Consider the following 23,655-nt stretch of genomic DNA (forward strand, 5'->3'; position numbering starts at 1 on the left):
GCGCGCAGCGCTCTCTACAAAGGCACCTGAGCACTTGGCGCCGCGCAACAAGGCGAAGCATGGACTTCGCGTACGCTAACGTTATGCCTGAACCAATGCATTAACGAACCACTCGTAGAGTGCCTGTGGGTGGTATTGGGGAAAATACACAACTAGCACGGTTGAAGTTACAAGCGCCAGCACCACCAACAGCGCGGTAAGTAGCTTTACCAACGTCGAGAGAGGTGGATTGGGCGGGCCGTATTTATTAATCGCTTTACGCCCCGGAAGCATGATGAGCGGAAGCGTTGCCACAAAACCGATAACAGGGAACACGAAGAGAATTCCCCATATCATCGGACTCCAGCCTAGATCACGTGCCCTGCGTACCAGTAGAGACACGTCGAGCAGGATGGCAGGAACGACAACGGTGACACCGACTATCAGCAAAACCACCAATTGATGGCGCAACCCCACCATAAAGAACGCCAGCAAAATGCACGGAAGAACCAACACCAAGGGCACACGAATCAGCCAGAAGCGCGCCAGAGAAATACGCCCGGAAAAATCAAGAATCCTGGGTTTTGAAAACGTGACAACCTCGTCGTCAATCAGTTGGGCGTCGCCCAGTTGGTATGGATTTTCGATTTCGCTGCTGATGCTGCCGAAAACAGGTTCTATCCTTGCCATTTAGTGCTATCCCTCGTGTTTGATGGTGCTATTCACGTCACAACGTTTACGCCTCGTATCTAATCGAAGGCTGGCATCAAGCTCAAGAGAAAACGCTATCGTGTAAGGGGGGCTGTGTGCACCACAGCATGTGTGGGCCTGTCGCATGGTGCGCGCAGTACACCTTATGAAGTGTTTCGCCGCTAGTAAGAAGGCGGGTCATGTCCCTACTCTGACCGACGGCTTCTGGCCGATTGCTGCCCGTCGCGAAAGACTGAAGTCGCCCCATCACTGCCGGTCACAAAAGGCACCTCTTGATCCATTACCGCCCGAACGACCAGAGTCCCATCCCAAGGCTTCAGTCACTCTGAAAACCTGATTCCAATGGCGTATACCAATCGATTACAGCGTCCACATACACATGTTTCTGCTTCCCAGGCACGAAGGGCATATCAAGAGTACCCAACGCTACCGATACCCAATCAGCGAACTGACCTTCAGCTTTCGACCAGAACAAGCCCGAACCACACTCCCCGCAGAACTCGCGTAATACCGTCTTCGAGGAAGCAAATGCCTTGATACTGGCAGCGCCCTCAACTATCCGTAGCGCGTTACGCGGAACGCTGCCGTATGAAGCAAATGCGGCTCCATGGCCTTTACGGCACTGACTGCAATGACTGCAATGACATTGGCGAAGTGAGTAGTTCGTACCTGACCGCTGAGCACAAGCAGCTTCCCTGGAATCTCTGGTCCATGTTGTCAATCGCGCATGTGAAGGGGCCTGATCCTATCATCTCGATGTTTTCAGAGCACACCAGCACTTCCAATCCTTGATAGCTTAGTGCCATCCACCGATAATCCCCCTTCCAAAAAAGCACATAAGGATTTGCTGTGAAGAAGCTCTACCTGGCTCTACCATTTTGCGCACTGTTGCTCCAAGGCTGCGGCGTGACCATGGCCCGCTATGAACCCAATTTCCAGAACGTTCAGCAGCTCAAGCAACACGAGCCGATGCAGCCTCTGCGCGAAGCCCAGGTGAATGCCGATTCCGGCCAAGGGTCGCTGATGGTGCGGATGAACCCGATCTCTTCGCCCGCAGGCAGCGTTCCACTGCACATCCAGACGGCAATCAACGATGAGCTGCGCCAGGCGGGTCTGCTGGACCCACGTGCCGATCGGCAATTGCAGGTTCAATTGGTCAAGAACCAGCTGACTGCCGGCATGAGCAGCGGTCATGGCGAGCTGTCTGCGCGCTTCACGCTGCGCAAGGGTGACCAGGTTCTCTACGAAACCACCAAGGACGTGCAGCGTGAATGGGATAGCAGTTTCTTCGGCCCGATCGCCATCCCGGCTGCAGCGAACAACTACAACCCGATGGTGCAGGACCTGCTCAAGAACTTGTACAGCGACCCGCAGTTCACTCAAGCGTTGAAGTAAGCACAAAAAAAAGAGCCGCAGTCGCGGCTAAGGCCAGTCAATTAAGCCATAAACCTGTGGGAGCAAGCTTTGCTCCCACAGGTTTTGCGCCGTTTGATTCTTAACTGACTGGTATTACGTAATCGCGGCTCTTTTTTATCGGTGTCAGCCCCGTGGAATTTGGGTGTCGACAGCGGAGTATTTCATGCGGTTGTTGTCGACCCAGTTCTTCAACAGCGCATTGACCTGGCGGTTGAAGGTATCGGTGACGGCAGCCTTGGGCGTGTTGCCTGCCAGTGGCAGGAACCAGATGCCGATCCACGTGTTGATCGCATCGTGGTTGCTGGTCTTGCTCAACGGCTGGCCGTGCTCATCCAGTGTTTCCAGGCTCATGGTGTACTGGTCCGTTCCCAGTGCGGGAATAACCCCGAGCGAAAAACCGCTGATGAACGCCAGGACCATTTGACCGCCGCCTGGCGCGTGGTTGTAGACCTTCAAGCGCAAGCTGTAGTCGCCGGGTTGCTTCTGGAATTCGTCGAAAATCACACGGCCAAACAGCCCTGACTCATCGAAGGTTCGTTTCAGCTCAGGCTTGAGCATGTCCCGGGCTTGCGGCATCTCGGTGGCCTTGGCGTTGTCGGGTTCGCCCTGATAGAAATCGAAGTCGACATAGACGTTAGGCTTGTTCGAGTAGCTGGCCATCGAAGGCAGGTTCACTGGGGCGACTTCATCTTTGGTGAAGCTGGCGCAGCCAGTGAGGCTCAGGGCCAGGGCGAGACCTATGGCTTTTCCAAATTGCATATCAACTTCCTTGCGTAATTTGCTATATGCCGCTCACGGAGAGGGGGTGCGGATTCTAGCGGGATCCGATTGAAATCAAAAGGCCACTACCCGGATTACTTGCGAACCGGTTAGTCCCGCACCTGCCAGCGAGCTTGCCCACTCATTCGACAGACGCGCCTGATGATTCCAGACAGCTTGGAAAAGGCAGCCTGCGGTGAGGAAATATTAATTCAAACGGAGTGAAGACAGGCGCGAGGTGGTTTCAGCATTGGATTGGCCATTGCCAGCTTGACCAACCTTTCGACACTCAATGTCATTATTTTCCCTCAGCATTGCCCCGTATCCATGATCTCGCCGCGCACCTGACAGGTTAATCTCCACGCATCTTACGATGATGATTCCGCCCTCTTTCTGCGCATATCGTGGCGAACGGATCTGCACGCAAATCACAGGCAGCATCTGACTGGTTGGATAGTCGAACACCCGTTACCGTCAGGCAATATAAGGACATTCCCTTGCGTCAAATAGCCCTCAGCGACAAAAAGCTCCGAGGTATCCCCCGCCGTCTCCGTGCATTGGAGCGCTGGGCTGCGAGTTTCAATGGCAACTACTTTCCTCGTCGCTATGAGGACCAGCGTTACGACCACTGGAAAATCCCGGTACACGTTTTCCTGGTGCAGGGGCCGCAGGCTTCCATCGAAGTGCAAGCCTTCTGTGTTCAGCAGTTGCTCGAAGCGGCGGCCCATTTATCCCGGGCGGCGGATCGCAGCCAGGGCTACTACCGCGTCGCCTGCCTGCTGACATGGCCCTCGTTGCACCAAAGTGAAGTCACGGTGTTTTACGATCGTGACTACTACTTGGGCTTTCTGGGACAACACAACACCCTGGCTCCGCTCCGTTTGAGTGACAAGCTTGCCTTGGACGTGCCTGATTCATTCATTGAGCATGGACATGACGTAACCCAGAGCGACGATGAGGTCGAGGTCCACTGGTGGTGTATCGGAGAGCCTGCCTGATGGTCAATGCCAGGCACACCGTTATCGCGAGCAGGCTCGCTCCCACAGGGGATTTGCGAGGTTCACGCCATCTGCTTACAGCGCCGGACCTGTGGGAGCTGGGCTTGCCCTAATACCAGTCAGTTAAGCCATAGACCTGTGGGAGCAAAGCTTGCTCGCGATTGCGGGAGTTCGGTCAGCAACAACGTTGACTGGTCTGTTGCTATCGCGAGCAAGCTTTGCTCCCGCAGGATTTGCAGCGGACGCGGACCCTGTGACCACCTCAGGAAATGTGAGACACCGGCCAATAAAGCCGTCCCGCCTTTAAACGCCTTTGGTCGAAGGCAGCAGAATGGTCAACACACCCAACAACGGCAGGTAGGAACACAGCGTGTAGACATACTCGATGCCGTGGATGTCCGCGAGATACCCCAGCAACGCCGCGCCGATGCCGCCGAAACCAAACATCAGGCCGAAGAACACGCCGGCAATCATGCCAACATTGCCCGGCACCAGCTCCTGGGCAAAGACGACGATGGCGGAGAACGCCGAGGCGAGGATGAAGCCGATGATCATGCTGAGCACGCCGGTCCAGAACAGGTCCACATAAGGCAGCGCCAGGGTGAAAGGTGCCGCGCCCAGGATCGAGAACCAGATGACCTTCTTGCGGCCGATCTTGTCGCCGATGGGGCCACCGAAGAACGTGCCGGCGGCCACCGCTCCCAGGAACAGGAACAGGTACAACTGGGAGCTGGTGACCGACAGGTGGAATTTCTCGATCAGGTAGAACGTGAAGTAGCTGGTGAAACTCGCCATGTAGAAATACTTGGAAAACACCAGCAACGCCAGGACCACCAGTGCAGCGGTCACCCGCGCCTTGGACAGGCCATGGGTTGCCTTGCCGCCCTGTTTCAACTTGAACAGGTTGAGGTGGTTACGGTACCAACGACTCAGGCCGTACTGCACGAAGATGGCGAAGACGGCAAACAGGCCGAACCAGGCAACATGGCCTTGACCAAACGGAATCACGATGGCCGCGGCCAGCAACGGACCGAAGGCGCTGCCCGCATTGCCGCCGACCTGGAAGGTCGACTGCGCCAGGCCATAGCGACCGCCTGAAGCAAGCCGGGCCACACGCGAGGTTTCCGGGTGGAAGGTCGACGAGCCGATGCCCACCAGCGCGGAGGCCAGGAGGATCGCGCCAAAGCTGCCGACGAACGCCAGCATCATGATGCCGATGAGGGTGCAGACCATGCCGGCAGGCAGCAACCAGGGTTTGGGGTGACGGTCGGTGTGATAGCCCACCCAGGGTTGCAACAGGGAGGCGGTCAGTTGGAAGGTCAGGGTGATCAGTCCCACCTGAGCAAAACTCAGCCCATAGTTGGCCTTCAGCATCGGGTAGATGGAAGGCAGTACGGCCTGAATGAGGTCATTGATCAAATGCGCGAGTGCGCAGGCGCCAATGATCCGCATGACGAGCGGGCTCGTTTGGTTGACGACTGAGGCAGTGGTCGAGGCTGTGGCAGTGGTGGACATGACAAAAGCTTCCAGGCGATAGGTCTGAAAAAAAACCTGGGCAGAAGGTGGCAGCACTTCCTGACAGGCTGGTCGTCATCCTAGAATCCATGGAAATGTCTGTCTCACTGGACAAGGGAATCAACCGTCGCAAAAAGGACATCATGATCAAACCTCTAAATGAAGCGTTGCTCGAGATCGATGAAGGCGCCTGGACCATGATCGGGCGGGCAACCGATTACCCTGCGGATTGGTTCATCCCACCGCACGCCCATGAAAAGCACCAGTTGATCTACGCCGTCGAAGGCGTGATGGTTGTACACACGGCGTCAAGCCAGTGGACGGTCCCGTCGAATCGGGGGCTGTGGATGCCCTGCGGGCAGGTACATTCGGTGCGGTGCGTGGGGCACGTCAAAATGCGCAGCGTATTCGTCCGGCCTGATGCAGTGGCAGACCTTCCGACCGAAACGAAGGCCGTCAGCATTTCCGCCCTGTTGAGTGAACTGATCAAGGTCGCCGTGCACCTGCCGCTCCCCCACGCCCCGAACACCCGCGCAGCCAGGGTGATGGAGTTGATTCTCGATGAGCTCGCCCTGCTCCCCACCCTGCCGCTGCACCTTCCGCAACCCACGGATCCGCGGATCAAGAAGATCTGCGTCACGCTACAAGGCGATCCTGCCGATGGCTCGACACTGTCGGATTGGAGCGCCCGTCTCGGCCTTGATGGAAAGACGATCCAGCGGCTGTTCCGCAAGGAAACCGGGATTACCTTCGGGCAGTGGAGACAGCAGGTACGCCTGCTGCAAGCGGTGGAGCGAATGGCGGTGGGAGAAAAGATCATCGATGTTGCGCTGGCGCTGGGGTACGACAGCCCGAGCGCGTTCACGAACATGTTCAGGAAGCAGTTTGGCAAGACGCCGAGCAAGTTTTTTATATGAAGGGAGCGTTTCCAGATGCACCGGCGGCGGCTGACCGGCCGCTATCGCGAGCAGGCTCGCTCCCACAGGATCTTGTGATCACCCGGAAAAATGTGGGAGCGAGCCTGCTCGCGATGACGGCAGCACATCCAACATCCCGGCGACTGACACTACTCAGTTTCAGGAGGAGTGATTAATTCTTCGCTGGATTCAACAGACAGTTTCAATCGGTCCGCTTTACTGATGTACTTGGGTTTGTTTTTCGGCGCCAACTTGGCACTGGCCTTTTTAGCGTGGGCCTTTAGTAGCTGCTTGATTTTTTTCTGACGATTCATACGCTTCTGCTCAAATCCTGGCTTCCAGAATAATGACAGACCTCAACCCGTGAAAGCCACCAGCCCCTACGATCGAACCCACATGAACCCAGTCGACGCCCTGTCGCTCCAACGCATCATCACCGCCCATGGCTCGCTTGAAGGTGCGGCATATTTCGACGCTGAAGAAGACCTCGTCCAGGAAATCTTCCCCGATCGCATCGTTTTCCAGACCAACTATCTGGATTACCGCAGCTATGAAGTCGATCTCGCCGAGGGCGCGATACGTGTCCTCAAGACACGACTGGACAACTACCAGCGCGGCGATAAGGCAAAGGTGATCGCAGATGACATGGATGAGGAAGACTGGGAGGAGCTGGGCAATCTGTGGCAGCGTTTGAGCCGGGACCTGGACACCCAAGGACCGGGGCCACAGCTCAATCAGGTCGATACCTTGGCCGATCTGTTCGATTGCCTCTTCGACGAGGATCGTGCGCAAGCGCTCATCCAAGGCATTGCGCCCCCAGCGGCACAGTGGGATTGGGCATGGACTCAAGTCGAAGCAGCCCTTGTCCAGACCAATCAATTGACCGGGTTCGAATGGAAAGAGTGGTCGTCCCATGGGGTCTGCGCCGTCAATAGCCTTGCCCCGCTACGGCAGTTGAACATCGAGATCGCCACGCCCGACCGTCAAGCCATCGATACCGTCAACGGCGCCGACGATTGGGAACGGGCGCTGCTCCAGTACTTCAACGCACAGCTGGATCCCCATGACCTGAAACTGCTGGCCATCGGCACCCACTTCGATGAACACCAGACATTTGCCTGCTTGCCCATGAACGGGCTGGGCCTGGTCAATGCGCTGGAAATCATGGGTAGGCTGGGTATCGTCTACAAATTCTGAGCCTCGAGTCGACGACATGAAAATCTGTGATCGATACAGGAGCCTTCTTTCGGTTAACCGTTCATTGCGCAGGGGGCTGCTCGTACCGATACTGGATACGCTTCAACTCGCCAGATTGGCGTAGCTGCTCCAAGGCGCGGGCCCACGCGGCGACCCGTTTGTCTTCACTGTCGAGGCTGAAAGCGATGTACAGCGATGATCGGTACAACTCGATGGGTATCTTGCGTAGCGTGCCGGGGGCGATGTTCAACTGGCGGCTGTAATACGCCACCCCCGCATCGGTGTCCCCCACAATGATATTGGTGCGCCCCGCCAATAACATGCGGTAGAGCAACTTGCTCTCGGTGGCACTTTTGTCGAGGTTCTTGAAGCCCAGCGATTGCAGTTTCTCAGGCACCAGCCCGGCGTGCCGCGTGGTGATCTGAGGGGCCCCCAGCAGTTGTTCCAGGGAATTCACCGGCGGCGTACTCGCCAGTTGGTAGGGATAAATGGCCTCCTCCACAATGGGCCCAACCCACTTGTACAACGGCTCACGCTCCGGCGTGCGGAACAGCGAGTACATGATTGTCCTGGGTCGGGTCCTCAACACCTGGGTGGCTCGCATACTGGGCTGCAGCAGCACCTTGAACTCATCCCCGGTCAGCGCCATGATCGCCCGAACGATTTCCGTGGTCATGCCGGTGAGCTGGCGGTTCTCCTGATAGTTGTACGGGGCCCACTCCTCGGTGACCACCTGATACTCCTCGGCCCTGACACCCCCCGTGCCGAGCAATAGAAAGAGCAGCGCCGTGGCGGGTGTCGAAGGTTTCACGCGATCTCCTGGAGGACTGTTGGCTTCTCATGGGCGGGCTGACTGGAAGGACAAGGTAAGCATAGCCCCCAAATACCGGTGTGTTGGATGCGCAGGCGATTCACCTTCAAGACCCTCATCGTGAGCAAGCTTCCATAGCAAAAGCCTCGCAAGTATCTGTTATTCCTATAGTCGCTATCGATACCACCGCCGTTCTCGTCATTGCCCTATCTCTCTAATCTGCCCATCAACGCGATCGACAGCGGTCGCGATAATCAACAGCCCTAGGGAGAGAACCCAATGAACACATTCCACCGCACCCTGGCCATCGCTACCCTGGCACTCGCGACCGTCGGCGCCCAAGCGGCGCCGGCACAGACCAGCGCCACTGCCACCACCTCTGCCGTCGGCAGCGTCGTCCAGTCCGCCAGCTACATCACCACCAAGGACGGCGTTCAGCTGTATTACAAGGACTGGGGCCCGCGTAATGGTCAGGTCGTCACCTTCAGCCACGGCTGGCCGCTGGACTCCGACAGTTGGGAATCGCAGATGATGTTCCTCGCGTCGAAGGGTTATCGGGTTGTCGCCCATGATCGTCGCGGCCACGGTCGCTCCAGCCAGCCGTGGGAAGGCAACGACATGGATCACTATGCCGACGACCTGGCGGCGGTCATTGAAGCGCTGGACCTGAAGGATGTGACCCTGGTGGGCTTCTCGACAGGGGGTGGTGAAGTGGCTCGCTATATCGGTCGCCACGGGACTGCCCGAGTCAAGAAAGCGGTGCTGGTGTCCTCTGTCCCGCCACTGATGCTCAAGACCGACACCAACCCCGGCGGCCTGCCGCTCGCGGTGTTCGACGGCCTGCGCAAGGCATCCCTGGAGAACCGCTCACAGCTTTACCTGGACATCGCCTCCGGCCCCTTCTACGGCTACAACCGCAAGGGCGCCAAACCGTCCCAGGGTCTGATTCAATCGTTCCAGGCCCAGGGCATGCAAGGTGGCGCCAAGAATACCTATGACTCGATCGCGGCGTTCTCGGCCACCGATTTCCGCGATGATCTGAAGAAGTTCGACGTGCCGACCCTGGTGATCCATGGCGACGCCGACCAGATCGTGCCGATTGACGCTGCCGGTCGGGCTTCGGCGGCATTGATCAAGGGCGCCCGGCTCATCGTCTACCCTGGCGCGCCGCACGGGTTGCCCGAGACGCACAAGGATCGTCTGAACCAGGACCTGTTGACCTTTCTCAAGGAATAAGACCGGCGCGCTCGCCACGCAGGGCCCTTCTCATGAAGGGCTTTTTGCGTTGCCGGGGCGTGTGGGATAGGTGATCAGCGATGCAGCAGCTTGCGCAGCGGTACGCCATCCTTCAGCACCGGCGATTTGATAACGATGTAGCTGAAATACTTGGCAATACCGATGTTCTTATCCAGCAGCCCTTCCATCACTTCCTGATAATGCGGAATGCTGCGGGTCATGAAACGTGCAAGGTAATCATAGCCTCCACTGATCAAATGGCATTCGAGCACCTCATCGACCAGGCGGATATTGGACTCGAACTTGGCGAAGTCTTCGCGCTTATGGTCGTGTAGCGTGATCTCCGTGAACACGGTGACCGACTCAGTGATCTTGGCCAGATTGAGGTGCGCGTTGTATCCGGAAATATACCCGGCCGCCTCGAGCCGCTTGACCCGCTGCAGACATGGGCTTGCCGACAGACCTACCGCATCGGCGAGGCTGACATTGGTAATGCGGCCATCTTTTTGCAGCTCAACCAAGATGTTGATATCAATTCGATCAAGCTTGACTAAACCTTCCATCGCTTACCTCGTGATTGTTCTATGCAATCATTCTGTCAGTATCAGCGCCTCAGAGATTGTTGATGCTGTGTCACCAGGTCAGCCATGCTGTTGATGTAGAAGTCCGCCGGACCAGATAAACGAGGTTCGCTGCAACCACGCTGGATCAGGCACAAGCCGCCTGGCAAGGATCCATCGACAGACGAACCACGCACCATCAGAATATCCTTAGGTTCCAGGTCGTTAGTCAATAGCCAGGCGCGATCTTCCAACGGATTGTCGGTTGGCGACAGGAAATCCTCCGACGCGATTCCCAAACGCTCACAGAAAGCCTCGCGATCTGCGCTGTCACGGTCTCCATAAACCAATAGCCGGTAAAACTTGCGCAGATACAGCATCGCGCCAGGTGCGTCCTCGTACAGTGACCAGTCGCAAACCGAACGGGCGAACCTCATGCCCTCCTCCCAACTGGCCTTGAGTCCCAGGCGCTCCGCCAACTGGCGATGTGCGAAACACAACAGGCCGCTGAACCCCAGCTCGGAGAAGCGAGGATAGAGCCCGCGCATCACCTGCTCATATTCAGCCAGTACCTGCTCTCTACTCAGTGTATCTGGAAAACCCTCGAGCAGCGGTTGCAACGCCGCCCAGATGCCAGAGTCCCGATCGAACAGGACCTCATCGCAATCAATCAGCAGTGCACGATAGTCCGTCAGTTCCATGGCCTGAATGCCTCCTATGATGGCATTTCAAAAATAGATACGCGTCGGGATGTTCGGTCGGCACTTACTTCAATGCCGACCGAGACCAGGCGTCAGCTCAGAACCCGTGACAACGCCTTTTCGAGAATATCCAACGCTTCGTCGACTTGTGCCTCTTCAGCGACCAGAGGCGCGAGGAAACGCAATACGTTGCGGTACACGCCACACTTGATCACCAGCAGACCGCCGTTGCGCGCCTCATCAATCACTTGCTGATTCAACTCCGGATCCGGACTGCGGGCCGCATCGTTCTTGATCAGTTCGATCGCCAGCATAAAACCGGTACCGCGTACGTCACCGATCTGAGGAAAGCGTGACTGCAAACGCAACAGGCCCTGACGCAAACGCTCGCCCAGCTTCACGCCGCGCGCCAGCAGTTGTTCCTGCTCGTAGGTATCGATCACCGCCAACGCCGCCGCGCAAGCCAGCGCGTTGCCGCCATAGGTACCGCCCAGACCGCCGGGGGCTGGTGCATCCATGATTTCTGCACGACCCACCACGCCCGAGATCGGCATGCCGGCGGCCAGGCTCTTGGCGACGGTGACCAGGTCCGGCTGAATACCGGCGTGCTGGAAACCGAACCATGTGCCGGTACGGCCGAAGCCGGTCTGCACTTCATCGGCAATCAGCACGATGCCGTGTTGTTCGGTGAGTGCCCGCAGCGCCCGGAGAAATTCGACCGGTGCGCTAAGGAATCCGCCGTCGCCCTGAACCGGTTCAATGATGATCGCAGCGACGCGATCCGGAGAGACCTGAGTGGCGAACAGCTCGTTCAGCGCCTGCAGTGCCATCTCGCTGGTGAAGCCGCGATAAGCATTCGGATAAGGAGTATGGAAGACTTCCGGCGCCATGCCGAAGTTTTGCTTATAGGGCTGGCTCATGCCCGTCAGGGTCGTACCGAGCAAGGTTCGACCATGGAAACCGCCACGGAAAGAAATAACCGCTGGACGCTTGGTATGGGCGCGGGCGATCTTCACGGCGTTCTCAACCGCCTCAGCACCCGAGGTGAACAGCGCGGCCTTATGCGCAATGCCACTGGAACCAGCGACCAACCCGCACAAGCGCTGCACCAGGTCGAGGTAAGGCTGGTAGGCAACCACCTGGAAGCAGGCATGGGTCACCTTCTGCATCTGCGCCTGTACCGCCGCAAGCACTTTCGGATGATTGTGGCCGATGTTCATCACGCCGATACCGCCAACGAAGTCCAGATAACGCTTGCCACCTACGTCCCACACTTCTGCCCCTTGGGCTCGATCGATTACCAGCGGGTGAGCAGTGACCAAGCCGCGCGGCACAAACCGGTCACGCTGTTCGAGCAGATAAGGGGTTTCTTCGCATTTGCTGTTCATGGCATCTCCATAGTGAGCCAGGCAACCAGGAGGAGGCTGCGATGTGCCTTAGGTTAAGCTTTCGACGCGATGCTCTAAGCCGAACTTGGCCGCTGAGAAATACGGATCGACTGTTTTAACCCCGGAAAACGGCAGAATCCGTCAGGCGCCGGCAGCCCATGGAATCTGCCAGATTGTGCCGCCATACAACCCTGCGCCCTCGTTTGCACCAAGCGTTTCGACAGATCCTGCTCCACCATTCGGGCATGCTTGCTTTTCCGCTCATGAGAGGAAATGTCCATGACCCTGCTCTACAAAGCTGACCCGGTGCGCGGCGAACAATGGCAAGCATTGTTCGCCGAGCACGCTCCGGATATCGAATGGCGCACCTGGCCGGATATCGGCGATCCACGGGATATTCGCTACCTGGCCGCCTGGCAGGCACCGGACGATCTCGAAACACTGCTACCAAACCTGCAAGTGTTGTTCGCCCTGTCGGCCGGCGTCGATCAACTCGACCTTGGCCGCTTGCCGGAAAATCTGCCGGTGGTGCGTTTGCTCGACCCGGGCATTACCCAGGGCATGTGCGAATACGCCAGTTTCGCGGTGCTCAGCCTGCACCGGGATATGCTGCGCTATCGTCAGCAACAGGCCGAAAAGCACTGGCAAGCGCACCGACTGCTGCCTGCGACAAAACGCCGGGTCGGGGTCATGGGCCTGGGCTTGCAAGCCCAACAGATACTCGCCACCTTGCAACCCTATGGCTTCGCCTTGTCTGGCTGGGCCCGCAGCCGACATTGCATACCCGGGGTCGACTGCTTCGCCGGCACCGAGCAACTGCCGGCATTTCTTGGTCAGTGCGACATCCTGCTCTGCGTCCTGCCGCTGACCGAGCAGACCGAAGGGATTCTCGACCACCAACTGTTCCAACACCTGCCCAAAGGTGCCGCGCTGGTCAATATGGGGCGAGGTGGGCACCTGGTGGAAGAGGATCTGCTGGAAGCTCTGGCCAGCGGCCAGCTCAGTGCAGCAGTGCTGGACGTGCTACACGAAGAACCGGCGCAGCCCGAGCATCCGTTCTGGCAACACCCTCAGATTTTACTGACCCCGCATATCGCCGCGATGACTCAGCCGGAAAGTGCGTTTGGCGTGCTGCTGGAGAATATCCGTCGGCACCAGCGTGGCGATTCCATGCTCGGTCAGATTGACCGCAAGCAGGGCTATTAACCTCTGATGTCGCTCCGTTGAGGATCGACCTGGCTGTAGCTGAAAAAAAAAGCCCGCAGTGTGAGCGGGCAAAGGGTGAAGCGTGATGCTTTGGAACCTGACCTAGAGTGCCTCGGCAATCGCCTTGCCGACATCCTGGGTCGAACCCTGCCCGCCCAGGTCGGGGGTGATCGGCCCCTCGGCGATCACCTGCTCGATGGCCTTGAGGATGCCGTCGTGAGCGGCACGGTAGCGCTCGTCACCGTTGCCGAGGAAATCCAGCATCAGTGCGCCGGACCAGATCATGGCGATTGGGTTGGCGATGTTGCGCCCGTAGATGTCCGGGGCCGAGCCGTGCACCGGCTCGAACAACGAAGGGAAACGCCGCTCGGGATCGAGGTTCGCGGAGGGGGCGATACCGATGGTGCCGGCACAGGCAGGGCCCAGGTCGGAAAGGATGTCACCAAACAGGTTCGACGCCACCACCACATCAAAGCGGTCAGGCTGCAAGACGAAACGCGCACACAGGATATCGATGTGCTGCTTGTCCCATTTCACCTCGGGATACTGCTCGCCCATCAGCGCCGTGCGCTCATCCCAATACGGCATGCTGATGGAGATTCCGTTGGATTTGGTCGCCGACGTCAGGCGCTTGCGTGGCCGGGTCTGGGCCAGATCGAAAGCGAACTTGAGAATCCGGTCGACACCACGCCGTGTGAACACCGACTCCTGGAGCACGAACTCATGCTCGGTGCCTTCGAACATCTTGCCGCCGATGGAGGAATATTCGCCCTCGGTGTTTTCACGGATGACGACGAAATCGATGTCCCCCGCTTCACGTCCGGCCAAGGGACACGGCACGCCGGGAAACAGTCGCACAGGGCGAATGTTCACGTACTGGTCGAAGTCGCGGCGGAACTTGAGCAACGAACCCCACAGGGAAATATGGTCCGGCACTTTGTCCGGCCAGCCCACGGCGCCGAAGTAGATGGCGTCGAAGCCTTTCAACTGCTCAAACCAGTCGGCGGGCATCATTTGCCCATGTTCCAGGTAATAATCGCAGTGGGCCCAGTCGAGCACTTCGATGCTCAGGTCCAGATCCCACTTGCGTGCAGCCTGTTCCAATACCCGCAGCCCCTCGGGCAATACTTCCTTGCCGATACCATCGCCAGCAATCGCGGCAATCTTGAATGTCTTGCTCATGTCGTTACCTTCGCGGATTTGCGTCAATCAAGCCTGTGCAAACAACCGTTGCTCTACAGCCCACCGATATGGAAAGCCTTGACTTCCAGGTACTCGTCCAGGCCGTACTTGGAACCCTCGCGGCCCAGACCGGACTGCTTGACGCCACCAAAGGGGGCTACTTCCATGGAAATCAACCCGGTATTGAGGCCGATCATGCCGAACTCCAGCGCCTCGCCGAAACGCCACGAGCGACGCAGGTCCTGGGTGAAGAAATAGGCACCCAGGCCATAGGGCGTGGCATTGGCCAGGGCCAGGGCCTCTTCCTCAGTGCTGAAGCGCATCAACGGTGCAACCGGACCGAAGGTTTCTTCCTGGGCCAGCAACATCCCGGCATGAGCCTCGGCCAGCACCGTCGGCTGAACGAACTGGCTATCACCCGCAGGGATGCCGCCACAGAGCAGACGAGCGCCGTTGCCCAGGGCATCGTCAATGTGCCGGGCGACCTTGCTGACCGCCGCCGCGTTGATCAGCGGGCCAATGCTCACGTCGGCCTCCAGGCCATTGCCGACCTTGAGCTTGCCCACCTCCTCCACCAGGCGCTGAGCAAAGCGTTCGTAGATCCCGTCCTGCACCAGAATGCGGTTGGCACAGACACACGTCTGCCCGGCATTGCGGAACTTGCTCTGCATGATGCCGGCCACCGCCTGCTCCAGATCCGCATCATCAAACACAACGAAGGGAGCATTGCCGCCCAGTTCAAGGCTCAAACGCTTGATCTGCTCAGCGCTCTGGCGCATCAGCAAGCTGCCCACGGCGGTCGAACCGGTGAAGGAAATCTTGCGCACCGTCGGGTTACTGGTCAGCTCTTCGCCAATACCCGCCGGCATGCCGGTCACGACGTTGAACACCCCGGCCGGTATCCCGACCCGCTCGGCCAGCACCGCCAGCGCCAAGGCGGAAAGCGGCGTCAGGTCCGAAGGCTTGACGATGACCGGGCAACCGGCCGCCAGGGCTGGCGCGCACTTGCGGGTGATCATCGCGTTGGGGAAGTTCCAGGGGGTGATCGCGGCGCAAACCCCGACAGGTTGCTTCAGAGTAATCAGACGACGGTCACCGCTGGGGGCCGGGATGGTTTCGCCGTAGACCCGTCGAGCTTCCTCGGCGAACCACTTGACGAAACTGGCGCCATAACGGATCTCGCCCTTGGCTTCGTTGAGGGGCTTGCCTTGTTCGCAAGTCATGATCAAGGCCAGGTCGTCGAGGTTATCGAGCATGGCTTGATACCAGCGCTCCAGCAGCGCCGCGCGCTCCGCCGCGGGCCGCGCTCGCCAGGCCGGCCAGGCGCGGTCGGCGGCCTCGATAGCACGACGGGTTTCCACGCCTTGCAGGGCCGGAACCCGGGCCAGGCACTCACCCGTGGCGGGATTGATGACATCCAGGGTGGCGGCGTTATCGGCGCCCACCCAGTGACCGTCAATGTAAGCGTGTTCTACCAGCAGGCTGGGGTCTTGCAAGCGATTCTTGAGCATGATCGAGTCCTGTTCCGAGACAGCCTTCAGTCTATTCAGGCGCCACAGGCAAGGATGCTGAAAGCGCCGTCGCAGCAGCGTTGGCTGCTGAATATCTGTCGATGACAGCAGGCTATACCGGGGAAATTCCGCTGATGATGTGAAGGGCCGGCCTGCCGGATCGTGGCGGACCAGGCATGCAGCGATACGCCCGGGCCCCGGGTCAGACGCTGAAATGCCTGACCCGCCCACTCAGGCCGTTGGCCAGGTCGGCAAGCTCCTGACTGGACTCGCGGGTCTGCCTGGCGCCGGCCGAGGTCCGTGCGCAGACATCGCGGATATTCAACAAATTGCTATCGACCTCACGGGCGACCTGGGATTGCTCTTCGGTGGCGCTGGCAATACTCAAACTGCGCTCGTTGATCTGTCCGATAGCCTCGACGATGGCATTCAGCGCAGTGCCCGCTCCGCGTGCGAGCCCCAAGGTATCGCGGGTCTTTTCATTGCTGCTGTGCATGGCGCTGAGAGCGCTGCGGCTGCCTTGCTGTACCGAGCCGATGATGGTCTCGATCTGTCGGGTCGAGTCCTGGGTTCTTTGCGCCAGGGCCCGTACCTCGTCCGCCACCACGGCGAAGCCACGACCGCTCTCGCCCGCCCGAGCCGCCTCGATCGCGGCATTCAGGGCCAGCAGGTTGGTCTGCTCGGCGATGCTGCGAATCACATCCAGTACCGAGCCGATATTACCTATCTGGCCCGCCAGGTTTTGCAGCGCATCTGCGGTATGCGCCATATCGCCGGTCAACGACTCGATGGCGTCGACCGTTCGGGCGACGCTGTCTTCGCCTTGGCGCGCGCAGTGATCGGCAGCCTGGGACACCTGCGAAGCGGAGGCGGCATTACGCGCCACCTCTTCGATGGCACAGGTCAACTCGGTAACGGCGGTCACGGCCTGGTCGAGCTCTTCGCTCTGCCTTTGCAGCCCTCGACTGGCATCTTCGGTCACAACACTCAGTGCCTCGGAGGTCGAGCCCAACTGTTCGGCGGAACTCACCACCTGGCTGACGGTGTCACGCAGGTCCGTTTGCATGCACTGTAATGCCTGAAGCAGCCGTGCCGCCTCATCCATACCGGTGGTATCAAGCGTCTGGGTCAGGTCGCCCTTGGCGATCCGCTCGGCTGCCGCCATGGCGATAGCCAGCTGTTTGAGCAGGCGCAGTACGATCACGGTGGCCAGGGCGCCACCCATCAGCAGCAACGCCAGCAGACCGACGGACATCAGCAGGGTGTTCTGCCGATAGCGGTCGCGCCGCGCCGTCAGCGACTCGTCGAGCATCATCAATGCGGAATCGCCAAGGGCCTGCAGAGCGCCAATCGGTCGGTCATACGCGGCCAGGTAATCCGCGACCGGGTAGCTCAACTTGACGCCGTAGCCACCACCGGAGGAAAGATCCATCTCGAGGGCCGCGACCAGTTGCGTGTCGGTCAACGCCAGCGCCTGCTCGATCTGCGGGCGCAACGCCGCCAGAGGTGTTTCCAGCACGGCGGCGAACGCCTGTTCGGTAGCGGCTGCCTTGGCGAAGGCCCGAGTCATCCTGTCAAGGCTGGCCAACGCCTGGGAGGTCAGGCCCACCAAGGCACCTTGTTGCTCTGGCATGATTCGCCCCTGCACCAGATACAGGCTGCCGTAGCCGCGCAATTGACCAAACAGCTCGGCGGTTTGCGGCATCTCGATCAGCGCGGCGTACATCAGCGAATAGGTTTCCAGGACCGGGTCCAGCGCCAGCTCGAAATGATCGAGCAAGGCATCTTCGATCAACAGGATGGCGGCGATCAGTTGCGAATGCAGTTGCAGGCTCTGCCTGGCTTTGACGGTGCCCTGGTCGATCTGCACGGACAGCGCCTGCCATTGTTCGCGTACCTTGCGCCAGGCAGCCAACAGATCCGGATCGAGCCCGGCCGCCTGCAGCGTCAGCTCGCTTGCCTCGAAGGCACGCTGCACCTCAGCCTGCTTGGCCAGGCGAGCCTGTTGCAGAGTGCCATCGCCGCCGAGCACGGTGGTAGCCAGGTCGCGATGCTGCTGGGTCAGCGCGACCAGATGCAGCAGCGCCTGGACCGACGGCAGGCCCTGTACTTCCCGATCGGCCTGACGACCCGTTTGCAGCGCGCCGAGCACATACAAGGTGCTCGGCACGGCAATCAGGGCAAGGACCAGCAGACCGAGCAAGGCGAACTTGGTGGAGAAGGAAAGGCGTTCGAGAACTTTCATGGACGGACTCCCAGAGTGTTATCGGAGACTCGTCAGAGTCCCGCTTTTTTGTTGGTTACTCGGTTGAGGTATTGGCCCTTGGCAGGCACGCGCGCGCTTTCCTCGAGCGAGAAATCCGCCGACCATCAAAGGGGATCGGGTGAACGGCAAGAACGCGCAGTGACCCTTCCCGGACTCGGCAAGGGTCACATGAGAAACACCGGCGTTACAGCTTCAAGGAGCCCAGCAGCCCATCGAGAAAGCGCTCCCCGGCCCGCATCTGGCTCAGCTCGACGAATTCATCGGGCTTGTGCGCCTGTTCGATGGAGCCCGGCCCGCAGACCACCACCGGTACATCCAGGCGCTGACTGAATAAACCGCCTTCAGTGCCGAAGGAAACTTTTGCACTGCCGGTATCCGCTGGAGCGAAGTTCTTCAGAAAGCGCACGGCTTCGACGCTGGGATGGGTATCCAGCCCTGGGTAGACGTTCAGCGTCTCGATCTCGATATCGGCCGCGCCGGACAAGCGCTTGGCCTCACGCACGATCTGTTCGGCCTGTTCGCGCATCTGCTCGAGAAACTGATCGAGGTCGTCGGCCGGCAAATTGCGCACCTCAAAATCCAGGCTGCACAGGTTCGGGACTATGTTCAGGGCCTTGCCGCCGGTAATCTGCCCGACGTGCACGGTGCTGTAGGGTACGTCGTAATCCGCGTCGTGCGCGCCCTGCTGTTGCAAGCGCCGTTGGCCCTCGCGCAGCGTGGCGATAAAGTCGCAGGCCACATGAATGGCGTTGACCGACCGCGGGGCCAGGGATGAATGAGCTTCCTGCCCCCGACACAGAGCACGATAAGACCCCTTGCCCTTGTGCCCGAGAACGAACTGCATGTTGGTCGGCTCACCGACGATGCACAGCATCGGCCGCAACGGCGCCAGGTGCAGGACGTCGAGCAAGCGGCGTACGCCAACGCAGCCGATTTCCTCGTCATGGGACAGGGCCAGTTGCAACGGGCGACTCAACGAGCAGTCAGCGGCCTCGAGCATGGCGTCGATCGCCAGGGCAATGAAACCCTTCATGTCGCAGCTGCCCCGGCCATAAATCCGCTCATCCTTGAGCGTCGCCTGGAACGCCGGCACGCTCCAGGCCTGGCCGGCGGCCGGCACCACATCGGTGTGCCCGGACAGCAGGATGCCGGGCTGATCGCGCGGACCGGTACTGGCGAACAGATTGGCCTTGTGCCCGCTCTCGTCCTTGACGATCAACGACTCGATGCCCTTGCTCGACAGCAGCTCGCGCACATAGTCGATCAATGCCAGGTTGGACTCCGAAGAGACCGTGTCGAAAGCGATCAGTCGCTTGAAGATTTCCAGTGCCCGAGGTCTCATGACGCCATGCTCCATTGCTCAGCCGTGCCGGCAAAGCGGTTGATGTCGAAAGGGGCGATATCGATGCCTGGCCCGCCCATCACATCACCGATACCCGGGCCAGCCGCGCGCCCTTCAAGGTGTCGCCCTGCAATATCTCGATGGCCTCGCTATCGGTTACCACCGTCGCCTCAGCCTGCTCGACCAAACCTGCAAAACGTTTGCTCATGCGTAGGTACCTACCAGTTTCACGCTGTCCGATCCCTGCTGTGCCTTGAGCAGCTCGGCACTTTCGTGATGGCACAGAATCTCGCTACCACCGACGATGCTTCGTCGTGGCGGCGCGCTGCGATTGCACAGGCCGTCGATGCGCACCGGACACCGGTTGAGGAACGGACACAGGTGCGCAGTGGTATCCACCGCACTGATCGGCGGCAGGTCACCGCAAGAGGCACCGCAGCTCTCCAGCCACCCCTGGCGCAGCTCCGGCACCGAATTGATCAACAGGTCGGTATAGGGGTGGAATGGCACCTGGACGAACGACTCGCAATCACCCGCCTCGACCTTGTGGCCGCTGTACATCACCACGATGTCGTCACACAGCGCGCGGACGGTAGAGATGTCGTGGCTGATGAAGAGGTAGGAAACCCCCAGCTCCCGACGCAGGTCACGCAGCAGTTCGAGAATCGCCGCGCCTACCACGGTATCCAGTGCCGAGGTCACTTCGTCACACAGGATCAGGTCCGGCTCTGCCGCCAGTGCCCGGGCCAGGTTGACCCGCTGCTTCTGCCCGCCGGACAACTCGCCGGGCCGGCGTTGCGCGATGCTTGCCGGTAGCTGCACCAGTGCCAGCAACTCGGCCACCCGGCGCTGGCGCTGTGCGCCCTTCATGCCGTGATAGAAACGCAACGGACGACCCAGGATATCTTCGATGGTGTGTCGCGGGTTCAACGCCGTATCGGCATTCTGAAAGACGAACTGAACACGTCGAAACTGCTCGCGGGTACGACCGGCCAGCGTCTTGCTGAGCGGTTGCCCGTCCAGCAGGATCCGCCCGGCCGAAGGTTCCGCCAGGCCGGCGATAGCCTGGGCCAGCGTGGTTTTTCCGGACCCCGACTCGCCGATCACACCGACTGCCGCGCCCCTGCGCACCTGGAGATCGACATCCTGCAGCACCTTCTTGGGGCCATAGCATATCTCCAGACCACGGATGTCGAGCAGCAGATCATTACCCGAGGAAGCCGTGTCCTGATCAGGCGCGTCCAGGCTCGCAGACGGCTTCATGGCCGACAGCAGGCTACGGGTATAGGGATGTTCCGGTTCTATCAGAATTTGCTCTGTACTGCTGTTTTCCTGGATCTGGCCGTCGCGCAGCACGACGATACGGTCGGCCATCTGCGCCACCACCGCCAGGTCATGCGAGACATAGACGGCCGTTGTGCCGAGTTCACGAACCACCCGTTTAAAGGCCCGCAGCACTTCGATCTGGGTCGTGACATCCAGCGCCGTGGTCGGCTCGTCGAGGATCACCAGTGCCGGATCGGTGATCAACGCCATGGCCGCCATCAGTCGTTGCAACTGCCCGCCCGAGACCTGGTGCGGATAGCGCGCGCCGATGCCTTCGGGGTCCGGCAACGCCAGCGCCCGAAACAACCCGACGGCCTTGACCTGTGCCTGCTGCCGCGACAGCGTGCCGTGGATCAGCGCACTTTCGATCACTTGCTCCATGATGCTCTTGGACGGATTGAATGCCGCAGCCGCGCTCTGCGCAATATAAGCCACCGTGCGTCCGCGCAGCTTTGCCAGCTCGGCATTCGACAGTTTGAGCACGTCGACACCGTCGATACATACCGAGCCGCCTACGATGCGGCAACCACTGCGGGCGTAGCCCATCAGTGACAACGCGATGGTGCTCTTGCCGGAACCGGACTCGCCGATCAGTGCCAGTACTTCGCCTTTGTTCAGGCTGAAATCGGCGCCGTGTACGATCGGTACGTCGATACCCTCTTCATTTCGCGCGGCCACGCGCAAGCCACTTACTCTGACGATTTCGTTCATTTCACTTCTCCGTCCCGTGCTTGGATCGCCCGCCGAAGCTGTCGATGAGCAAGTTGACCCCGATGGTCAGACTGGCGATGGCAAGCGCCGGTACCAGTACGGCCGGAGCGCCCTCTTCCAGGCCCTGGATGTTTTCTCGGACCAGCGACCCCCAATCCGCGTCCGGCGGCTGTATGCCAAGCCCAAGAAAGCTCATCGCGCTCAGCAGCAGCACCACGTACACGAAGCGCAGGCCAAAATCGGTCAACACCGGACGAAGCATGTTCGGCAGCACCTCGATGAAGATGATGTACGGCATGGCCTCGCCTCGCGTGCGAGCGACCCGGACAAAGTCCGTCGTCATGACGTTCACCGCCACCGCACGTGCTATGCGGAAGGAGCCCGGCATGTAGGCAAAGGCAGCCATGCACAACAACAGCGGCACAGAGGAACCGAACGAGGCCACCATCAACAACGCGAAAATCTTGTTCGGAATGGAGATCAGCGCATCTTCGGTGCGGCTTATGAGCGCATCGATCCAGCCTCCGGAGGCCGCGGCCACCAGCCCCAATATCACACCCGCCGAGCAGGCAAGTACGGTTGCCACCAACGCCAGGCCGATGGTGTAGGGGGCTCCGTGCAACAGTCGGCTGAGAATATCCCTGCCCAGATAGTCGGTGCCCAGTGGAAACTGCACGCTGAGTGGCCCGAAGAAACCGTCGCTGGGCATGGCGTTGACATCGTAGGGCGCCAACAACGGGCCGAAGATGGCCATCAGCGCCCAGAAGCTCACGATCAGCAGGCCGATGAAGCCGCTGAAGGACAACTTGAGCCGGCGCCGATGGTGGCGCGCAACGGCCAGCTTGAGTCCATCCTGATTAATGCCGTTCTCTGTACCCGGCGTCGGTGGAGTAGTGTCAAGTTTCATTTGCGCAGCCTCGGGTTGGACAGAATTGCACACAGGTCTGCCAGCAGTACCAGCACCAGAAACCCGAGGCAAAACAACATGACACACGCCTGTACCAGCGGCATGTCGCGGGTAACCACGCCGTTTACCATCAGCGTCGCGATACCCGGATAGTTGAAGATCGACTCGACGATGACCACACCACCCAGCAGGTACGACAGGCTCAACGCAATCGCGTTGGCGATCGGCCCGATTGCATTGGGCAGCGCATGACGAAGCACCACCCGTATCGGGCGTGCGCCCTTGAGCACTGCCATTTCGACATAAGGCGCGCTGAGCTGATCGATCAGCGCGGCTCGCGTCATGCGCGCCATCTGAGCCACCAATACACAACACAGCGTCAGCACCGGCATCGCATAAACGCGCACCAGCTCCGCGAACGACTCGACCTCGACGTTACGCGACAGCGCCGACAGCCAGCCAAGCTTGACCGCGAAGATCAACACCGCGATGGTCGCTATCAGGAACTCCGGCACGGATACGGCGAACACTGCCAGCATGTTGCTGTAACGGTCGAAAATCGAGCCGCGGTACATGGCCGACAAAATACCTATCGTCAGCGCCAGCGGCACCGAGACCAGCGCCGCGACCGAGGCCAGGCGCAGGGTATTGGGCAGACGGCTGGCGATCATTTCGTCGACCGCCATGCCGTTGACCAGGGAAACACCGGGATTGCCGGTGATCAACCCGCCCAGCCAGTGCAAGTACCGCAGGTACACCGGTTGATCCAGGCCAAGCAGCGCACGCATGGCCGCCACTGCTTCCGGCGTAGCATCCTGGCCGAGCTGTTCCTGAACCGCGTCACCCGGTAGCAGACTGGTGAGAAAAAACACCACGAGCGACACGATAAGCAGCGTAAGCACACCTACAGCCAGACGACTGGAAACAAGCCGTGCGATAGTGCTGTTCATAATGAATACCTTTACTTGATGACCGCGCCTGCATCACCCCGCAGGCGCGTCTTGGTTATCGAGCTA

The 23,655-nt window shown here is 59.6% G+C and carries 21 protein-coding genes and 2 pseudogenes; 6 read left to right on the forward strand and 17 right to left on the reverse strand.

Translation table 11 applies throughout. From position 1 onward, the window contains the following. Positions 1–81: 81 nt before the first annotated feature. Together LOY35_RS17610 and LOY35_RS17615 are read right to left on the reverse strand one after the other, a co-directional pair. Positions 82–669, reverse strand: coding sequence for a DUF805 domain-containing protein (locus LOY35_RS17610; RefSeq protein WP_258625203.1), 588 nt, complete (start codon positions 667–669; stop codon positions 82–84). A gap of 337 nt (positions 670–1,006) precedes the next feature. After that, a pseudogene (locus tag LOY35_RS17615) lies at positions 1,007–1,403 on the reverse strand (GFA family protein). Between the two features lie 136 nt (positions 1,404–1,539). Here LOY35_RS17615 and LOY35_RS17620 point away from each other — a divergent pair. Further along, positions 1,540–2,085, forward strand: coding sequence for a hypothetical protein (locus tag LOY35_RS17620; protein ID WP_258625205.1), 546 nt, complete (start codon positions 1,540–1,542; stop codon positions 2,083–2,085). 144 nt (positions 2,086–2,229) lie between these two features. Here the strand turns inward: LOY35_RS17620 and LOY35_RS17625 are convergent, their stop codons facing one another. Beyond that, positions 2,230–2,865, reverse strand: a complete 636-nt coding sequence (locus LOY35_RS17625) for a hypothetical protein (RefSeq protein ID WP_258625208.1) — start codon at positions 2,863–2,865, stop codon at positions 2,230–2,232. 497 nt (positions 2,866–3,362) lie between these two features. Here LOY35_RS17625 and LOY35_RS17630 point away from each other — a divergent pair, with 497 nt between their 5' ends. Next, positions 3,363–3,863 carry a DUF3916 domain-containing protein gene (locus LOY35_RS17630; RefSeq protein ID WP_258625209.1) on the forward strand — a complete coding sequence of 167 codons (501 nt, stop codon included), beginning with the start codon at positions 3,363–3,365 and terminating at the stop codon, positions 3,861–3,863. Positions 3,864–4,166: 303 nt separating this feature from the next. Here LOY35_RS17630 and LOY35_RS17635 read toward each other — a convergent pair whose 3' ends face one another. Continuing rightward, the gene (locus LOY35_RS17635; protein ID WP_041021329.1) at positions 4,167–5,378 is read right to left on the reverse strand and encodes an MFS transporter; all 1,212 of its coding nucleotides are present in this window, start codon (positions 5,376–5,378) and stop codon (positions 4,167–4,169) included. Positions 5,379–5,473: 95 nt separating this feature from the next. On the opposite strand from LOY35_RS17635, the gene LOY35_RS17640 reads away from it, so the two are divergent. After that, positions 5,474–6,295 (forward strand): helix-turn-helix domain-containing protein, encoded by an 822-nt coding sequence (locus LOY35_RS17640; protein ID WP_258625211.1) that lies wholly within the window; start codon positions 5,474–5,476, stop codon positions 6,293–6,295. Between the two features lie 149 nt (positions 6,296–6,444). Here the strand turns inward: LOY35_RS17640 and LOY35_RS17645 are convergent, their stop codons facing one another. After that, a complete protein-coding gene (locus LOY35_RS17645; protein WP_258625215.1) occupies positions 6,445–6,609 on the reverse strand; it encodes a DUF2986 domain-containing protein in 165 nt (54 codons plus the stop codon). Positions 6,610–6,691: 82 nt separating this feature from the next. On the opposite strand from LOY35_RS17645, the gene LOY35_RS17650 reads away from it, so the two are divergent. Beyond that, positions 6,692–7,492, forward strand: a complete 801-nt coding sequence (locus tag LOY35_RS17650) for a hypothetical protein (protein WP_258625217.1) — start codon at positions 6,692–6,694, stop codon at positions 7,490–7,492. Between the two features lie 61 nt (positions 7,493–7,553). Here the strand turns inward: LOY35_RS17650 and LOY35_RS17655 are convergent, their stop codons facing one another. Further along, positions 7,554–8,303: an ABC transporter substrate-binding protein gene (locus tag LOY35_RS17655; protein ID WP_258625218.1), complete on the reverse strand. Its 750-nt coding sequence runs from the start codon at positions 8,301–8,303 to the stop codon at positions 7,554–7,556. Positions 8,304–8,582: 279 nt separating this feature from the next. Here LOY35_RS17655 and LOY35_RS17660 point away from each other — a divergent pair, with 279 nt between their 5' ends. Continuing rightward, the gene (locus LOY35_RS17660; RefSeq protein ID WP_258625219.1) at positions 8,583–9,539 is read left to right on the forward strand and encodes an alpha/beta fold hydrolase; all 957 of its coding nucleotides are present in this window, start codon (positions 8,583–8,585) and stop codon (positions 9,537–9,539) included. Between the two features lie 74 nt (positions 9,540–9,613). On the opposite strand, the gene LOY35_RS17665 is transcribed toward LOY35_RS17660, so the two are convergent. The 3 genes from LOY35_RS17665 to gabT form a co-directional block, all read right to left on the reverse strand. Beyond that, positions 9,614–10,102: an Lrp/AsnC family transcriptional regulator gene (locus LOY35_RS17665; RefSeq protein ID WP_144172315.1), complete on the reverse strand. Its 489-nt coding sequence runs from the start codon at positions 10,100–10,102 to the stop codon at positions 9,614–9,616. Between the two features lie 41 nt (positions 10,103–10,143). Next, positions 10,144–10,800 (reverse strand): HAD family hydrolase, encoded by a 657-nt coding sequence (locus LOY35_RS17670; protein WP_258625221.1) that lies wholly within the window; start codon positions 10,798–10,800, stop codon positions 10,144–10,146. 92 nt (positions 10,801–10,892) lie between these two features. Continuing rightward, positions 10,893–12,188 (reverse strand): 4-aminobutyrate--2-oxoglutarate transaminase, encoded by a 1,296-nt coding sequence (gabT, locus tag LOY35_RS17675; RefSeq protein WP_258625222.1) that lies wholly within the window; start codon positions 12,186–12,188, stop codon positions 10,893–10,895. Positions 12,189–12,467: 279 nt separating this feature from the next. Between gabT and LOY35_RS17680 the strand changes: the two genes are divergently transcribed. Next, positions 12,468–13,394 carry a glyoxylate/hydroxypyruvate reductase A gene (locus LOY35_RS17680; protein ID WP_258625223.1) on the forward strand — a complete coding sequence of 309 codons (927 nt, stop codon included), beginning with the start codon at positions 12,468–12,470 and terminating at the stop codon, positions 13,392–13,394. Positions 13,395–13,496: 102 nt separating this feature from the next. Here the strand turns inward: LOY35_RS17680 and LOY35_RS17685 are convergent, their stop codons facing one another. From LOY35_RS17685 to LOY35_RS17720, 8 genes and pseudogenes are all read right to left on the reverse strand, one after another. Then, on the reverse strand, positions 13,497–14,576 hold the full coding sequence (locus LOY35_RS17685; RefSeq protein WP_258625224.1) for a tartrate dehydrogenase: 1,080 nt from the start codon (positions 14,574–14,576) through the stop codon (positions 13,497–13,499). Positions 14,577–14,629: 53 nt separating this feature from the next. After that, the gene (locus tag LOY35_RS17690) at positions 14,630–16,087 is read right to left on the reverse strand and encodes an NAD-dependent succinate-semialdehyde dehydrogenase (protein ID WP_258625225.1); all 1,458 of its coding nucleotides are present in this window, start codon (positions 16,085–16,087) and stop codon (positions 14,630–14,632) included. A 202-nt stretch (positions 16,088–16,289) separates the two neighbouring features. After that, positions 16,290–17,075 (reverse strand): annotated as a pseudogene (locus LOY35_RS28630) (methyl-accepting chemotaxis protein); the annotation flags it as partial. 1,462 nt (positions 17,076–18,537) lie between these two features. Beyond that, the gene (gene argE / locus LOY35_RS17700; protein WP_258625230.1) at positions 18,538–19,695 is read right to left on the reverse strand and encodes an acetylornithine deacetylase; all 1,158 of its coding nucleotides are present in this window, start codon (positions 19,693–19,695) and stop codon (positions 18,538–18,540) included. A 79-nt stretch (positions 19,696–19,774) separates the two neighbouring features. Further along, positions 19,775–19,903, reverse strand: a complete 129-nt coding sequence (locus LOY35_RS17705; protein ID WP_258625231.1) for a hypothetical protein — start codon at positions 19,901–19,903, stop codon at positions 19,775–19,777. Then, complete coding sequence (locus tag LOY35_RS17710; protein WP_258625232.1) at positions 19,900–21,732, reverse strand: ABC transporter ATP-binding protein; 1,833 nt, start codon at positions 21,730–21,732, stop codon at positions 19,900–19,902. The genes LOY35_RS17705 and LOY35_RS17710 overlap by 4 nt, the downstream gene beginning before the upstream one ends. A gap of 1 nt (position 21,733) precedes the next feature. Then, on the reverse strand, positions 21,734–22,639 hold the full coding sequence (locus tag LOY35_RS17715; protein WP_258625233.1) for an ABC transporter permease: 906 nt from the start codon (positions 22,637–22,639) through the stop codon (positions 21,734–21,736). Further along, positions 22,636–23,589 (reverse strand): ABC transporter permease, encoded by a 954-nt coding sequence (locus LOY35_RS17720; RefSeq protein WP_258625235.1) that lies wholly within the window; start codon positions 23,587–23,589, stop codon positions 22,636–22,638. Before LOY35_RS17720 ends, LOY35_RS17715 begins: the two co-directional genes overlap by 4 nt. Positions 23,590–23,655: the final 66 nt, after the last annotated feature.

The sequence above is a fragment of the Pseudomonas sp. B21-028 genome (assembly GCF_024749045.1).
In the GTDB taxonomy this organism is placed as follows: domain Bacteria; phylum Pseudomonadota; class Gammaproteobacteria; order Pseudomonadales; family Pseudomonadaceae; genus Aquipseudomonas.

Coding starts and splice junctions, on each gene's coding strand:
- LOY35_RS17610 (WP_258625203.1), bottom strand. CDS start 669: ATGGCAAGGATAGAACCTGTTTTCGGCAGCATCAGCAGCGAAATCGAA.
- LOY35_RS17625 (WP_258625208.1), bottom strand. CDS start 2,865: ATGCAATTTGGAAAAGCCATAGGTCTCGCCCTGGCCCTGAGCCTCACT.
- LOY35_RS17635 (WP_041021329.1), bottom strand. CDS start 5,378: ATGTCCACCACTGCCACAGCCTCGACCACTGCCTCAGTCGTCAACCAA.
- LOY35_RS17640 (WP_258625211.1), top strand. CDS start 5,474: ATGTCTGTCTCACTGGACAAGGGAATCAACCGTCGCAAAAAGGACATC.
- LOY35_RS17645 (WP_258625215.1), bottom strand. CDS start 6,609: ATGAATCGTCAGAAAAAAATCAAGCAGCTACTAAAGGCCCACGCTAAA.
- LOY35_RS17650 (WP_258625217.1), top strand. CDS start 6,692: ATGAACCCAGTCGACGCCCTGTCGCTCCAACGCATCATCACCGCCCAT.
- LOY35_RS17660 (WP_258625219.1), top strand. CDS start 8,583: ATGAACACATTCCACCGCACCCTGGCCATCGCTACCCTGGCACTCGCG.
- LOY35_RS17665 (WP_144172315.1), bottom strand. CDS start 10,102: ATGGAAGGTTTAGTCAAGCTTGATCGAATTGATATCAACATCTTGGTT.
- LOY35_RS17670 (WP_258625221.1), bottom strand. CDS start 10,800: ATGGAACTGACGGACTATCGTGCACTGCTGATTGATTGCGATGAGGTC.
- gabT (WP_258625222.1), bottom strand. CDS start 12,188: ATGAACAGCAAATGCGAAGAAACCCCTTATCTGCTCGAACAGCGTGAC.
- LOY35_RS17680 (WP_258625223.1), top strand. CDS start 12,468: ATGACCCTGCTCTACAAAGCTGACCCGGTGCGCGGCGAACAATGGCAA.
- LOY35_RS17685 (WP_258625224.1), bottom strand. CDS start 14,576: ATGAGCAAGACATTCAAGATTGCCGCGATTGCTGGCGATGGTATCGGC.
- LOY35_RS17690 (WP_258625225.1), bottom strand. CDS start 16,087: ATGCTCAAGAATCGCTTGCAAGACCCCAGCCTGCTGGTAGAACACGCT.
- argE (WP_258625230.1), bottom strand. CDS start 19,695: ATGAGACCTCGGGCACTGGAAATCTTCAAGCGACTGATCGCTTTCGAC.
- LOY35_RS17705 (WP_258625231.1), bottom strand. CDS start 19,903: ATGAGCAAACGTTTTGCAGGTTTGGTCGAGCAGGCTGAGGCGACGGTG.
- LOY35_RS17710 (WP_258625232.1), bottom strand. CDS start 21,732: ATGAACGAAATCGTCAGAGTAAGTGGCTTGCGCGTGGCCGCGCGAAAT.
- LOY35_RS17715 (WP_258625233.1), bottom strand. CDS start 22,639: ATGAAACTTGACACTACTCCACCGACGCCGGGTACAGAGAACGGCATT.
- LOY35_RS17720 (WP_258625235.1), bottom strand. CDS start 23,589: ATGAACAGCACTATCGCACGGCTTGTTTCCAGTCGTCTGGCTGTAGGT.